This is a genomic window from Portibacter marinus, assembly GCF_021533195.1.
GTDB classification, from domain to species: Bacteria; Bacteroidota; Bacteroidia; order Chitinophagales; family Saprospiraceae; genus Portibacter; species Portibacter marinus.
In genome coordinates this window covers 243,856-259,106 of the sequence record NZ_JAJNKB010000004.1, presented here as the reverse complement: position 1 = coordinate 259,106, position 15,251 = coordinate 243,856, and the positions used below count along the sequence as shown (strand labels likewise).

Here is a 15,251-nt window from a genome sequence, read left to right as displayed (position 1 = left end):
AATTAAGTATTTGGTGTAAAAAATTATAATTGAACTAATTGCATGGAGCCTCACCTATTTAAATTCGAGAATTTCTAAAGACTGCAAATTACCCCGCCCAGTTCTCCCTGTCCAGGCTCCTGTACTGTATGGCTTCGCTAAGGTGGAAAGTATTGATATGATCTTCGCCTTCCACATCTGCAATGGTTCGGGAAACTTTAAGAATACGGTCGTATGCTCTTGCTGACAATTGTAGTTTTTCCATGGCCTTTCTTAGCAAAATACTTTCTGCATCTCCTAACCTACAATGATCTCTGACAAGACCATTGTTCATCTGAGCATTGCAAAATAATCCGGGGTATTTCTTAAATCGACGATTTTGTACCTTTCGTGCGCGCATGACTCTTTCTGTTATTTCTTTGCTAGTACCGCTGCAAGGTACGTTACGCAGACTAAGTTCATCATATCCAACGGGTGTGACTTCTACGTGAAGATCAATACGGTCCAGCAGTGGCCCTGAAATTTTATTGAGATACCGTTGAACATCTCCGGGTCCGCATACGCAGTCTTTTTCAGGATGATTGTAATATCCGCACGGGCAAGGATTCATTGATGCGATAAGCATAAAGTTAGCCGGATAATCTACGGATATTCTTGCTCTGGAGATGGTTACTTTCCTCTCTTCCATTGGCTGTCTCATCACTTCTAAAACACTTCTTTTGAATTCAGGAATCTCATCGAGAAAAAGCACACCGTTATGTGCTAATGAAATTTCGCCTGGGTGGGGATGAGATCCTCCCCCCACTAATGCAACATCACTAATGGTATGGTGTGGTGACCTGAATGGTCTGGTCATCATCAAAGCTTCCTCATCGCCTAATCTTCCTGCAACAGAATGTATTTTAGTGGTTTCTAGGGCTTCATATAAATTAAGCGGGGGAAGAATCGAAGGCATTCTTCTGGCAAGCATCGTTTTGCCAGCACCCGGAGGTCCGATCAGTATAGCGTTATGCCCACCGGCGGCTGCTAATTCAAGAGCTCTCTTAATATTTTTTTGGCCTCTTACATCTGAAAAGTCTAGGCTGCATCCACTTATTCCCGGATTAAAACTTTGTCTCGTATTGTGTGCTATCGGATTTATCCCGCTTTTTCCATTGACAAAATCAATCGCTTCTCTTAAGTTTTGGATACCAAAAACCTCAAGTTTATTGACTATAGCAGCCTCCTTTGCATTCTGTTTTGGTAGAATCAATCCCTTATAACCTTCATTTCTAGCCTGAATGGCGATTGGCAAAGCTCCTTTTATGGGTCGCAAACTTCCATCAAGAGATAATTCTCCCATGATCATAAAATCTGCTAGAGCATTTGCAGAAATCTGTTTGGTGCTGGCGAGAATTCCAAGTGCAATAGGTAAGTCAAATGCGGAACCTTCCTTTTTTATGTCAGCTGGTGCAAGATTGACAATTAATTTGACTCGAGGCATCCGTAACCCTACGTTTTTGATGGCCGCTTCAACTCTTTGAAATCCTTCCTTTACTGCAGAATCTGGCAAGCCAACCAAATAATACATGGATTTACCTGCACTCACATGTCCCCCAGCATTCACTTCAATGGTTATGGTTCGTGCTTCCACTCCATGAACAGCACCCGCAAACGTTTTTACCAACATCCTTAAAAAGTTTATTCAAGGCTATTAGTGTAAGAAAGACAATTACCGTTACCGATAAATTGAAAATTTTATAGAATAATTGTAATTACTTCACCTCTTTAGAGTTGATCAATTGCTATAAATGAGACTAAAATATTCCTCGTGAGATTTTAGACCTTCGTAAAAGAAGTAGACATCACCCTGCACATTTTTCGATCGATTGTAATTGATTATAGAGTCCAACAATGACTCTGATGCTATATAGTTATTGACCTTCAACAGAATACCTGCTCGAAAACTTTTAAAATTTTGATCATCTATTTGATGATTAACAATTTTGTCCAGTTCATGTTGATAAGCTTTGAAGTTGTATCTGTAAATCTGGGGTATAATTTCATCGACTAACCCTCTCTCAAGCCATGTGGGCCAATCTTGCAGATAATTGGTCTTACTCCAAGGGTAAATACTGGGCGCCATCGATATGATTAGGTCAGGGTCAATGGCCTTTAGGTGACTTGACAAATTCGCTAAAAAATCAGTTAATCTGTCTGCTCTCCAATGAATCCAATCTTCATCTAAATAATCATCCGGAGGGAGTTGGCCGTCGTGATCCGCTTTATAAAGTGAAACGGTATAAGCGTCATAGCCTCCATTGCTGGGTAGGGCAGGAAGTCGATCATCTCCCTGAATGCCATCCACATCGTAGTTTTGTACAACCTCAGATATGAGCTCTATCATAAATTTCTGAACTTCAGGATGGAAAGCATTCAACCAATAAAAATTATTTTTCTCTGTAATCTTACCATTGATATCGCGAGACGCCCAATCCGGATTTTTTCTAATCAATAAACCACCCGACGCATCTCCATGGGCACTTGCAAAGCCAAATTCAAACCAGGCAATTACTTTAATACCCAATGGCTTGGCTGCTTCTAACACCTCCTGTAATGGGTCGCGATTACCGTAAATGGGGTCAATCAACTCGCCGGTGATTTTCTCAACCACACTGCTCCTAAACATGGTCCTGTTTTTATTCCAGACCACCATATATATGGTGTTAAATCCCAATTTGTGGCATTTAGTAACCGCTTCGACTATGTTTTCTTTTGAATCAAGGGCAGTACTGGCAACATTGGTCAACCACACCCCTTTAATGATCTGGTCTGTAGGCCCACTGGTTTGCTGAGGTGTTTTCTTTGAACAACCCATAAAAAAGAAAGATAATATAATCACAATGTATCTCATATTAAGCTGTTGTTTGGGTAATATACTGCTCTAAACTTTGCGCAATAATTAAGAGAGATCTGGGAACATGAAAGCAGCCTTTCCACTTTCCACCTTTCAAATTTAAAAGCAATTCTCCTCGTCTGTTTAAGTATCCATACCATTCCATATACTCTTCATCTCTAAATCTAGTCCACGTGTAATGATGAATTTTAGTGAACCATTCTTTGGCCCTTTGGTCATTTAAATATTCCATTCCTTTTGCTAAGCAAACCAGTGCCTCAAGATGGGGCCACCATAGTTTTTGATCCCATTCCAACTGTTGTGTGGGGTGTCCCTGGCAGTCCATAAAATAGAAAATACCTCCGTATTTATGATCCCAACCGTACTCCATCATTCTTATGGCACGGTCAAATGCCCTTTGAACCAAATGAAGATCGTTACGGGCTTTACCAAGATCCATCATAAACCACATGGCTTCAATGGCGTGTCCGGGATTGATCAATCTGCCTTCAAATGAGTCTACAAATGATCCGTCTGAGCCGACATTTTCTAGGATCAAATCCAATTCAGGATTATAAAACTTTTCCATTACTGTTTCGATGATTTCCTCTTCCAGAGACCGGGCAGTTTTGACGTCGATGATGTGTGAAAGTTCTTTCGATAAATTCGAAATAATCATGGGCAAGGCGAAGTTTTGCATCGATCTGCCTAAAGGATGATGCTTATTGTAGTGTTTCTTCGGATTCTTTTGTCTTTGAAGGATTTGGTTAAAAGTATGAACTGCGATCTCCTTGTAAATGTCTTTTGAATCTGCTTTGTAAAGGGTTCCGAATGCAAGTGCTGCAAAGCAATCGCTAAATATGTTATAAGCATGTACCTGTGGTTGACCTTTTTGATCTAAAGCAAAGTACCACTCACCAGCTTCATTGCGACCATGATTCATTAAAAAAGTTGCGCCATGTTGGGCCCATTTCAACCATTCGCTTTTTTCTTCTACCTCCAGATACAATTTGGCAAAAGTATACACCTGTCTTGCTTGCAGCCAAATAAATTTGTCGGTGTCAAAAACTTGACCATATCGATCCAGGCAAGTAAAGTAACCGCCATACTCATGATCAATGCTGTGCTTTTCCCAAAAGGGAATCACTTGATCCAGTAATTCGTGCTTGTATTCAGCAGCCAGACTTTTAAAGTTCAGTGAATCAGGTTTTGGAGATGTATTCATTGTATCTATTGTATAAATGATGAGCTGAAGTATAGGAGGATTGTGGACTCATAAAGTGCGAAAATTCGAAGGTGATGGCTTTATCATATCCGGCTTTTTGAGCGGCTTCTAACTTTAATTTCAGCTTTTCAAATTTGATGGGTAAAAATTTAATGGGCATATCTCTGTCAAACGACTCGCAATTCGTCCAGCTTTTTATGCCATGATTGTCTGCCAGTTTTTTATTGATGATTAGAAAATCATAGAGTTCTTCATATTCAAGGTGTCCGTCCTGAAAAGCAACAATGTCTACACCCTCTTTAATCCCATCAAAAATTTCTGTCCATTCCTGTTCGTGTTGCTTTAAGCTTACACTTTCACTTTTGGTCAAATGCGATTGGGAAGCCATTACTGCTTTTTTACCATCGATCCAGGGTGAAATAAGTGTCGGTAAGTTTTTGCTCACATTCTTACATCGAACTCCAAGTTCACGAATGGCGTTAACCGCACCCTTTGTTTTTCTGCTCATTTCCATACTCAGATACCAGCCTTTGAAGGATGGGTAGTGACCGTACGCCTCCCATACTTCTTCTATGACGAACTGGTTGTGTTTGATTTCATGAGTCATATCTCCGGTAGACCAATATTCTCCACTGTCGTAAAGACCGAAATAAAAAGACATTCCGTAAATTTCGGAAAGCGATAGAAACAAATCTACCAGATCAATAGGCGGTCGATAGCAGCCCTGATTGATTAAATAAGGAGAAGGGTAAGTGATCATTTTCTTATAACCCGACCTGATTAGAATTACGGTATCTATGCCGATGGCTTTCATGTGTCTGAAATCCTGATCCCATTCTCTTTTGCCCCAATTTTGGTGCGGAATGTCATGTGAAATTTCATCTATAAACGTGCCTGTAATCTTCATCTTTAGTTAGTTATATCCTTCATCTACTTCATCCAACCTATCCCACCAATATCGTTTGAGTAGGTATGTGGTCATTATCAAAATCATGACCCAAATTAGAAGATGATAGTTTTTTCTTATCATCAGGTATATCGGAATAAGGGTTTGGGCTAATTGCCAAATGATCCCGACGATGATGTTAAAAGCATCGCGGGGCAAATCCTGGTTTGGAGTCCATTCCGGATCTTCTTTAATGACTTCTCTTTTGATTGGACCCCAGAATCCCCAAGGTTTTGTTTTTTTGTAGAACTTCTTGATCTCATCGAGATTGTCCAGAGGAAAAAGGTAGGTTCCAAGGAGGCAACCTGTGACCGCAAAAGCCAGTATGATAGGGAAGACGTAGATGTCTACAATATCCGGAAATACAAATAGCTTGATGGTAGAGGCAATCAATCCGAAGAGCATGCCCGCAAAATAGCCGTAACCGTTAAATCGCCACCAAATCCATTTTAAAACATTGGCAGCGACATAGCCGCCGTATAGGGCTGAGGTGATCCATAGCGTTAATTTATTTAATGATGATGCATTGAACCCGAATATTAACCCGATCACAACCAGTAGTATTGAGCTCCACATACTCATTCTGACCAGACGTTTATTACTTGCAGAGGGATTGATGTATTTTTTATATAGATCGTTGACCAAATAAGCTGGAGCCGCATTGATAAAAGCGGAGAAAGTGCCCATAAAGGCTGCAAGAAAACCTGCAAGCAAAAGTCCTTTCACACCTACAGGAACAAATCTATTGATCGACAAGGGAAGTATTTTTTCAAAATCTACAGCAGCACCGTCGGCATTCAATTCCGGCATCAGAAAAACCAAGGCCAGGCAAGTGAATCCCGCGATCATCAAGTATCTAGGTATGTTCATAACCCAAATGGTTGTAAAGCTCATCTTGGCAGCTTCAGAGGGTTTCCTGGCAGATAATACTCGCTGCATATCGTAACTGGGGACCGGCCCGGCAATGGAAGCAAAAATACCTTTGAACAACATCATCATGAATAAAGCGCCGAATAATGTAAAGCCATCTTCAGCAATTTTGTCGTTCACAATGGGAAGAGCAGTAGAAGTCCAATCCAGATCTAATTTCCAATTGAACCCCAGATTTTCCCAACCGGGAGGAATGGCCGCATTAATTTGCTCAACAGAAATGGAGTGATAAGCGATAAAGCCAATAATGAGGCAGGAAATGGTCATGATGACAAACTGCAGTACTTCAGTCGCCACTACACTATACATTCCTCCTTTAACGGTATAAAGCGTAGTCAAACCGCAGATCAATAATGCATAAGCACGCTCAGAACTTATTTCCCAATTAGCAATGGAAAAACTTAGATCGTAAGGAAGAATGGCAGTACAGTATTTACCAATGCCTTCGAAAAAATAAGCAATGAATCCAAGGACACTGATGACCGCAAAAATTACGATGATAATATGTGAAAGTTTAGCTCCTTTGCCGTCACCAAACCGAAATGTAATCCATTCTGCGCCAGTAAGTGCATCCGATCTTCTCAACCAAATGGCCAGGTAAACAAAAATGAAGACTTGGTTCCAGACAGGCCATAACCACGGCAACCACACACTTTTTAGCCCGTAAATGAATAAAATGGCAACGGTCCACATGGTACCAGAGATGTCGAACATTCCAGACGCATTACTAAGCCCGAGGTAATACCACTTGATCTTATTGCCTCCTAGAAAATAAGTTTGGAGATTTTTATTGGCTTGCTTAGAAAGGTATAGTCCCAGAAGTACAATACCCACAAGGTAAATGACAATGATGGTGATATCAATCGGATGAATATTCATTTCTTGACGAATTCACCGTTATAATTCACGGGCTGATTGAATAAATCAGTATGTTCGATAACGGTTTTGGCAACATTTCGTCTTGAAATATATCCCTCCTCACTTGTCAGATTATTGATCTCACTCCTGATTTCCTGAAGTCCGGTAGAAGATTTATTGAAGCCAGATATAAATGTTAAGAGGTATGGAACAGTAACATATTCTTTTTCTGCATTACCGATTTGGAGATCAAAATCCTCTCCCACTTTTTGAAGATCTGAACTTTTCATGAGAGAATCCGGATAAATCCACATCTGATTAGCCCATTTATACGGTTTTCCAGTACCCTGCAACAAACCCGTAGCACCTGCTTTCTGGAGCACTTCGAAATCTTCATCATTTCTGTCTACATCCATAAATGGCATCAAGTATGCTCTGGCATCAAGCAGACTTTGCTGAACATCTCGAATAGCCACTTCTTTGGTCGATTTATCTTGTTGAACAGCGATAGTGGCGATGGCCCCAGCCGCTTGTCCTATCCCCAATACCACTGGCTGCAACCTGGTTGCTCCATTCACGATATTTGAAACAGATATACTCTTTTCAGCAACGATGAAATTATCGACCTCATCAGGAATCAGAACGCCCATTGGTACGGAATATGCCGGTATCTTTATACCGATAAAATCGATTTCAGGTGCTGCCTCGTTTTTATCGTGATGATGGTCAATCGGATAATCTCCCACCGCTACACCAGTGCGATATAACTTATAGTGATATGGATTCGCCAGGTGAGTACTTAATAATCTTACCTCTCCTCTTATTCGCCTGGATTCACGATGATAAGGGATGATGGCCAGATTATCTTCCGTGGGGTATTCCTCTTTGGACAATCCCAGATGGCGAAAACCCAATTCATTTTGGATGTAATAAACAAATCGACGAGTCATTGCTTTGGCCTCTTCCAATTGAGCTACCCGTTCTTGAGCTGTCATTTCGATCACATTCAAATATGTGTCATTCCCACAATTTGGCCAATTGATCATGTACTTACCGTTAGGCAGCTTTCCGTACTCCAGCATTTTTTCACAATCAACAGCCTCAATTTCAAGATTTCCAGTATTGCAGGCACAGGCAAACTCCTCCGCAGAATAATTCGCAGGTTTTTCAATGGTCATATCGGCATCCGGCCCATAATCTTCGAGTGTTGCAACCCACGTCAGATCCTGAATGATGTCATTAGACTCGGATGGTCCTTGTGGTTCATCTGATCCGTCCGTCATTCCGATATCATAAGGGATACCAACCATAGCAGCGATGTCACCCAATTCCGTTGCATCGATTAAAATTCTGCTACTAAAAGCTCTATCTGCGGTTTTGATGTGCCATCGACCATTTTCGAACTTGACTGATTGTACTGCAGTGTTTCTATTAACCTCCAGATCTGTAGATTTAGAAACCATGTTACTGAATATTTCCTGGGCTATCGATGGTTCAAATAAAGTGTGACTGACCCACCCAGTTGACAATGCTGACTGACTCCCATATCTTGCAATTAAACTGTCCCGGAACTCTCCCCATATTCCAGATGGCAAATTGTGATTACCGTCTATTGCTGAAACACCAGCTGCAGTGAGCATACCACCTAGCCATTCGGTCTCTTCTAATATCAAGGTGCGAACGCCGTTTCTGGAAGCATGAAGTCCAGCTGAAATGCCGCTGGCACCTCCACCAATAATTATTAAATCAAAGTCATCAGACAGTTGGTCATCCGCGTTAGTACAATTGAAAAAGACAATAATGAGAAAGTAAATGAATCCTCGCACGAGCCAGATTTTTCACTAAAATAGAAATAATCTGCTTGGATGGAAATAAAACTTAAGTTACAAGGGCAATGGCCATAAAACGATATCTACCCTGCGATTTTTAGCGCGACCCTCCCAGGTGGTGTTGTCAAACTCCGGATTGTCAAAACCATGATCTTTAATAAAAATGTTGTCCATTAAGTAACCACCTTCTTCCAACATTTCATAAGACGCCCCGGATCTCATTTGTGAGAGCCATTCATTGAATTTTCTACTACCAATGTTATCAGTATGAGAGTGAATATGAATTTCGTAGTTCTCTAGAAGCACACTATTTAAGAATTCGAAGACGCCATCTCTTTGTTCTTCGTCTATATAATAGGAACCCCCTCCGAAAAAAATAGATTTGATTAAGTAAGGTTTTTCAGAATCACCCAGGTGCTTGTCCTGGCCATGAAGGTAACATTGGCCTAAAATCAAAAAAGAAAACACAAGAAGGTAGATTCTTTTCATTGTCAATGGGTTAGCTGTACTATAAATATAACTTAACTAATCCTTCTTTGTTGTCGTGAAGATGATTTTTTCTACGAAATGCTAGAGGGAATAGTTGGTGTACAAATGACACTAAGTGTTATCCTTAAGCTTGACTATCTTTAATGTGCGACTCTTACATTTGCAGAATTGAGCATCTCGAGCACATACACTATGGGTATATCTGATATAAATGAAATAATGACCATGTATCTTCCCAGCCAAATAAGATTTAACTGCTTGACTTTCAAGAATAAGTAAAAATGGATTCATCACCACGTCCACATTGGCCTTAAGATCGAGATAAAACAAATGAATGCTTTATTTCAAAAATAAGATGTTATTGAATTATATTGGATGTTGATAACCTCAAACCTAATGATGCTATTCTTTCGAAGTTTATTCAAACGTCTGCTTGCCGATGATCAATCTAAAAATTTGCTACTTTATGCGAAAGTCGAATTAGCCATACAAGCGAGCAAGAGCAGAAGATTAAAAGTTCAGAAAAATCAATTATCAATCCAATGTACCGATATCAAGCCCCAAAACCTAAGCAAAATGACAATCAAAAATCAGTTTGGTTTTATACAGATAGCAATTTTAGCAAGTTGTTTGTTGTTTTTTTCCTGTCAGAAAACCAGCGTATCTGCAACAGAAACCAAGGTCGGTAACTACAAGATTCCCGAAACCATTCCGCTTAAGTTTACAGATCCTGAGCCTTTCGAGTGGGAAACCATAGCGGATGATACTCTGCTGACCCCAGTGACCTATCCTTTGAATGTAGATGCCTTACCAAGTCAACCTTTTGATTTAAACCAATTCAGACCCTTGAAAAAACCAATGCTTATCGAGGATCTGAACTGGGATGGTTTCAGTGAAGCGCCTTTAGAATTTGATTCTGTACCCTATACAATCACTCAATCACCCATCAAAAAGCCCGAAATTATAAAGATGCCAACTCCTTCTATCTTGGAGGAGGCTAACGCGAATTTACTACAACTGACTACAGATATAGGATTGAGCACCAACAGGTATTTAAGCTTTCTGGAGAATGAAGATGGATCATTATGGGTAGGCGCAGGAAATACTGCAACTCCGTCAGGCTTATATCTATACGAGGGTGAAAATGCTTCCATCTATAACTATAATGCAATATTCGGAATGGCTTCTGATAAGAAGGGAAGGTTATGGTTAGCAGCAGGAAATAGTGGAATATATATGTTGGATTTTGAAAGCAACGTTGAATATAAGATTGCCCGCAAAGACGAAAATTTGTTTGGTGGAGATGTCATGTGTGATCATGAAGGAATGATTTATATAGCTACATGGGGCGATGGCTTCTACACCATCGATCCTGAGCTCGAAAATTTTCGAAAGATAAAGAACACTGATAATTTCGCTGCTAAACTTTTCGAAGACAGTCAGCACAATGTGTGGCTCGGGTCAAGGGACAGTCTAATGCTCATTGATCAGAAAAGGCAGTCTATTAAGGATATAGCAATTGACGGAATTCAAAATAGACATTCTGGCGTTTCTGATATAATTGAAGATTCGGGCGGCTCCATATGGATATCCCTTTACTCCTATTTCAAAGCGATAAATACAGATGAAGCCAAGTTAGTTCGAATCTCAAGTGATAAGACAAAAATATCCACCCTTACATCTGAACAAGGCTATGATAATTCAGGCCATTCCATATTGGAAGATAATGAAGGGAACTTCTGGGTAACAGGCCTTAATGATATTTTTATTCTAGACAAAGATGTCAGTTCATTTAAAAAGATACGCACAAGCAAAGATCTAACTACTGTGAACCAGCGCTTAGAAAGTATAAAGAGGAAGGATGGAACCCTTTGGCTAGGAACTGTGGGAAAAGGGATTTTAATTGCCAATCGTTTTACTCCTAAGACGAGTTATTTCGATTCGTCGACTGGCTTAATGCATGACGAGGTATGGAACATAATGGAGGATTCTCGAGGGGAAATATGGCTAGGTACGCTTGCCGGAATTAACATCATTGATCCCAAGAAGGGCACCATAAGATCATTATCGCAAGATCAGTTACATAACAATAGAAATGTCAGTATTGGCTTTATTAAGGAGATTACTCCCGATAAATATTTGTTTCGAGCAGCTGCAAACGGCTTTTCCATCTATGATCGTCAGAAAAATGAAATGACACAATATCTCAGTAATTCTAAGGTCACGAGAGAGATATGGGATATCGAGATGATCAATGAACACACCTTTTATCTGTATGCTACAGATGGCCTGTACTTTTATGATATCGAGGCTAGAAGACTTAAAAAATTGGTGTCCAGTACGGACCAGAACGTTTTGAAAAATGAAGTACAAGTTAACTTTACTTATGATGGTGCAGATAACCTTTGGTTTGGCAACAGTAATGACAAAGGCATTGCAAATGTTAATGTGAAAGATAAAACCTTGAGATACTTATCAGAGACGGAAGGGCTATGTGATAACAATGCAAACGTAGTTAGATTAATTCAAGAGGGTGAGCTGTGGGTAAGTACATTGGAAGGTGTCTCCATACTGAATTTTGAGGACAAAACGCTTACAAATTTGAAGGCTGAAAATGGCCTTATTCCCCATGAAACCTATGATTTAGTAGAAAAAGACTCCATAGTCTACGTTGCATCAGTTAATGGCTTAATACCCGTTAATAAATATTCCGGAACTCAGCAACCTGGTTATATAAATTATAATGCCGGATATGGTTTTTTAGCCAATGACTACTTACAAAATTCCCCCACATTTTTAAAGAATGGCCAGTTTTGGTCGGGAGTCGCCACCCCGGAAGTTGATTTCAAGCTTCTGATCATGGACGAAGCTCCAAAACCTGATAGTAGCATTACGTCGATACATCTGGCGAGCATGTATGTAATGGATGAAGAAGTGGAGATGGATTCAGTTGTTTTGCCTTATGATCGGAATAGTCTCAGGTTTAATTTTGGAAGTAGTGATATCTATAACACAGATAAGATTAACTATCGATATATCCTGGAAGGTAACGATGAAGACTGGACATTTGTAAATACTCAAACAAGCTCAAAAAATTACTACAATCTTAAACCTGGCCCATACACTTTCAAGGTCGCTTCTCGGGGAGTAAATCAGCTATGGTCATCACCTGTAGATCTGCAATTCCGAATCAAACCTCCCTGGTGGCAGACCTGGTGGGCATACTTAATATTTGCTGTCATTGCGGCAAGCCTACTTAGAGCTTACATTGTATGGCGTGCTCGAAAATTAAAAAGAGAAAATAAGCTGTTAGAGCAAAAGGTCAATGTCAGAACAAAGGAGCTCAAAACTTCATTAGCAAATCTAAAATCTACACAATCCCAACTCATCCAATCTGAAAAAATGGCTTCGCTTGGAGAACTGACAGCTGGGATTGCACATGAGATTCAGAATCCGTTAAATTTTGTCAATAATTTTAGTGAGTTGAGCAATGAGTTAATGGATGAAATGAACGAAGAATTGGAAAGCGGTGACATCGATGAAGCCAAGTTGATCGCAGTCAGTATTCAACAAAATCTCAGTAAGATAACCCATCATGGAAAGAGGGCAGATGCCATTGTTAAGGGCATGTTGCAGCACAGCAGGAAGAGCTCAGCAGAAAATGAACCAACAGATATTAATAAGCTGGCAGATGAATACTTACGACTGGCTTACCATGGATTACGTGCCAAGGACAAATCTTTCAATGCAAAATTGGATACTGATTTTGATGAAAGTATTGGTTTAATCCACATCATTCCGCAAGATATAGGCCGAGTTATCCTCAATCTGATTACCAATGCATTTTATGCAGTGAAAGAGAAAAAGAGCAAATCAGACCAGGAGGGAATAGAATATTCACCTATTGTATCAGTAAGCACCAAAAAAGAAAAAGGCATTGTTGTGATTGATGTTGAGGACAACGGTGGCGGTATTCCCAGTGAAGTGATGGATAAAATATTTCAACCTTTTTTTACTACAAAACCTACTGGAGAGGGGACCGGTCTTGGTTTAAGCATGAGTTATGATATTGTGACAAAGGGGCATGGCGGTGAGTTAAAAGTGCAAACTGAGGAGGGAGTGGGGACTACCTTTAGCATTAAGATGCCACATCAATGAATAGGAACGCATTCATATTAACTCTGCTGCTCATTTTTGGTATTCGTCAAGGAAGTGGACAGGATTTTTCTTTTGATAATGTTGAGTTAGACAGTATGTTAGGCGTTTTTAATAACACCAAAAACGACTCAGTCAAGATTGTAATCGCTGAGGGAATGGATGACAATTTCAGTTATCTCGGCTTTAATGCAACCAATTCAGGTCAATTTGCAAAGTCATATAAAATTTATAGGGAAGCTTTTGAATTCTGGGAAAGCGAAGAAATTTCTAGTTTATTCAAAAAGTTTCCTGAGAATCCTGCTATTGAAAAGTCATATTATTTACGTCTTGCTAATCTGTATTTCAATTTTGGGCACTTGATGGGTGCGACAGGAAATAATCTGGAACGAAAAATCAACTATGAGAAAGCTTACGAATTAGCCAAAAAGAGAGATGATGTAGTGAATATAGTTTATTGCTTAAGTGGTCTTACTTTAATTCATTTAGAAAGAAATGAGGTGGATTCCGCCCGACTACTCATGGAACAGGCATTAACTTATCCAGCTGAGCAGGTAGGATTTAATTATTCTACTCTTTTATACCTTGATGGCATGGCTAAATATGAGTGGAAAAACTATGAGGCTGCCAGGAGGGCTTTTACAATGGGAGTGCGAGATGCCACAAAAAGAGAGAATATTATTGGGCAAGCCTTTAATAATTTTGCCTTGTCAAAAACCTTTTCAGAAATACAAGAGCTCGATTCCAGCTATTTCTATGCGCTTCAAGCGTTGGAAATCATGAACGATCTGCAGGAAATTCAGGTATTTGGAATAGATATTTCACATGTTTATGAGCACTTTTCGGATTACTTCCTCCAGGTCGGTCCCCAAGATAGTGCGTTATTTTACTTGCAATTAGCCTATGATAAAAGAACCGAACTCAACGAAAAAAAGTTGGGGCAGATGGCGGCGTTTCAACAAGAGCTGCTTAGAAGGGAAAAGAACGCAAGCCGGGAAGAAAAAGAAAGAATTGAACGTGAGAGCCGATTTCGGACTTATTCTTTTTTATCAATTCTAGGTGGCTTGAGTGTTTTAGGTTTCATTTTATATCGCAGTTATAGACAGAAACAAAAAGCTAATATTCTTTTGGCATCGCAAAAAGAAGAAATTCAAAAAACATTAACAAAACTTAAACAGACACAAGCCCAACTCATCCAATCCGAAAAGATGGCTTCCCTCGGCGAGCTTACTGCAGGGATTGCACACGAGATTCAAAATCCATTAAACTTTGTCAATAATTTTAGTGAATTGAGCAATGAACTGATTGATGAGATGAATGAGGAGATGGAAAAAGGTGACATTGAAGAGGCAAAGTTAATTGCTGCTGACATTAGTCAAAATCTCAATAAGATTAATCATCATGGAAAGCGAGCTGATGCCATTGTTAAGGGCATGTTACAACACAGCAGAAAAAGTACTGCAGATAAAGAACCTACGGATATCAATAAGCTCGCAGATGAATATCTAAGACTGGCCTACCATGGGCTCCGCGCAAAAGACAAGTCCTTCAATGCACAATTAGATACTGATTTTGATGACAACATTGGTCTCATCCAAGTCATGGCACAAGACATGGGTCGAGTACTACTTAATTTAATTACGAATGCTTTTTACGCTGTCAAAGAAAAGCAGACACAATCTGAAGAGGCAGGGAATGAATACTCACCAATCGTTTCAGTAAGCACTGAGAAAGTCGATGATCATATAATCATTAGTGTCAAAGACAATGGAAATGGCATACCTGAGGAAGTAGTGGAAAAGATTTTTCAACCTTTTTTTACGACCAAGCCTACTGGCGAGGGAACAGGACTCGGTTTGAGCATGAGTTATGATATCGTAAAAGCACACGATGGAAAAATAGAAGTCAGTACGGAAGAAAATGATTATACTATATTTAAAATTTATTTACCCTATTAAAAAAACC

General features: G+C 39.8%; 9 protein-coding genes. 2 read left to right on the top strand and 7 right to left on the bottom strand.

Going from position 1 to position 15,251, the window contains the following annotated elements:
• Positions 1 to 88: 88 nt before the first annotated feature.
• The 7 genes from L2567_RS12045 to L2567_RS12015 form a co-directional block, all read right to left on the bottom strand.
• Positions 89 to 1,648 (bottom strand): YifB family Mg chelatase-like AAA ATPase, encoded by a 1,560-nt coding sequence (locus tag L2567_RS12045; protein ID WP_235298029.1) that lies wholly within the window; start codon positions 1,646 to 1,648, stop codon positions 89 to 91.
• Between the two features lie 108 nt (positions 1,649 to 1,756).
• Entirely contained in the window at positions 1,757 to 2,872 is a 1,116-nt protein-coding gene (locus L2567_RS12040) for a glycoside hydrolase family 10 protein (protein WP_235298028.1), read from the bottom strand.
• A gap of 1 nt (position 2,873) precedes the next feature.
• Positions 2,874 to 4,079: an AGE family epimerase/isomerase gene (locus L2567_RS12035; protein WP_235298027.1), complete on the bottom strand. Its 1,206-nt coding sequence runs from the start codon at positions 4,077 to 4,079 to the stop codon at positions 2,874 to 2,876.
• On the bottom strand, positions 4,057 to 4,986 hold the full coding sequence (locus tag L2567_RS12030) for a DUF4434 domain-containing protein (protein ID WP_235298026.1): 930 nt from the start codon (positions 4,984 to 4,986) through the stop codon (positions 4,057 to 4,059). The genes L2567_RS12035 and L2567_RS12030 overlap by 23 nt, the downstream gene beginning before the upstream one ends.
• Positions 4,987 to 4,992: 6 nt before the next feature.
• Entirely contained in the window at positions 4,993 to 6,834 is a 1,842-nt protein-coding gene (locus L2567_RS12025) for a sodium:solute symporter family protein (RefSeq protein ID WP_235298025.1), read from the bottom strand.
• On the bottom strand, positions 6,831 to 8,639 hold the full coding sequence (locus L2567_RS12020) for an FAD-dependent oxidoreductase (protein WP_235298024.1): 1,809 nt from the start codon (positions 8,637 to 8,639) through the stop codon (positions 6,831 to 6,833). The genes L2567_RS12025 and L2567_RS12020 overlap by 4 nt, the downstream gene beginning before the upstream one ends.
• Positions 8,640 to 8,696: 57 nt before the next feature.
• On the bottom strand, positions 8,697 to 9,131 hold the full coding sequence (locus L2567_RS12015; protein WP_235298023.1) for an OmpA family protein: 435 nt from the start codon (positions 9,129 to 9,131) through the stop codon (positions 8,697 to 8,699).
• 576 nt (positions 9,132 to 9,707) lie between these two features.
• On the opposite strand from L2567_RS12015, the gene L2567_RS12010 reads away from it, so the two are divergent.
• Positions 9,708 to 13,289: an ATP-binding protein gene (locus tag L2567_RS12010; protein ID WP_235298022.1), complete on the top strand. Its 3,582-nt coding sequence runs from the start codon at positions 9,708 to 9,710 to the stop codon at positions 13,287 to 13,289.
• Entirely contained in the window at positions 13,286 to 15,244 is a 1,959-nt protein-coding gene (locus L2567_RS12005) for a sensor histidine kinase (RefSeq protein ID WP_235298021.1), read from the top strand. Before L2567_RS12010 ends, L2567_RS12005 begins: the two co-directional genes overlap by 4 nt.
• Positions 15,245 to 15,251: the final 7 nt, after the last annotated feature.

Excerpts from the sequence above, each read along its gene's own strand:
- L2567_RS12035 (WP_235298027.1), bottom strand. The coding sequence starts at position 4,079 with ATGAATACATCTCCAAAACCTGATTCACTGAACTTTAAAAGTCTGGCT.
- L2567_RS12040 (WP_235298028.1), bottom strand. The coding sequence starts at position 2,872 with ATGAGATACATTGTGATTATATTATCTTTCTTTTTTATGGGTTGTTCA.
- L2567_RS12015 (WP_235298023.1), bottom strand. The coding sequence starts at position 9,131 with ATGAAAAGAATCTACCTTCTTGTGTTTTCTTTTTTGATTTTAGGCCAA.
- L2567_RS12005 (WP_235298021.1), top strand. The coding sequence starts at position 13,286 with ATGAATAGGAACGCATTCATATTAACTCTGCTGCTCATTTTTGGTATT.
- L2567_RS12010 (WP_235298022.1), top strand. The coding sequence starts at position 9,708 with ATGACAATCAAAAATCAGTTTGGTTTTATACAGATAGCAATTTTAGCA.
- L2567_RS12025 (WP_235298025.1), bottom strand. The coding sequence starts at position 6,834 with ATGAATATTCATCCGATTGATATCACCATCATTGTCATTTACCTTGTG.
- L2567_RS12045 (WP_235298029.1), bottom strand. The coding sequence starts at position 1,648 with ATGTTGGTAAAAACGTTTGCGGGTGCTGTTCATGGAGTGGAAGCACGA.
- L2567_RS12030 (WP_235298026.1), bottom strand. The coding sequence starts at position 4,986 with ATGAAGATTACAGGCACGTTTATAGATGAAATTTCACATGACATTCCG.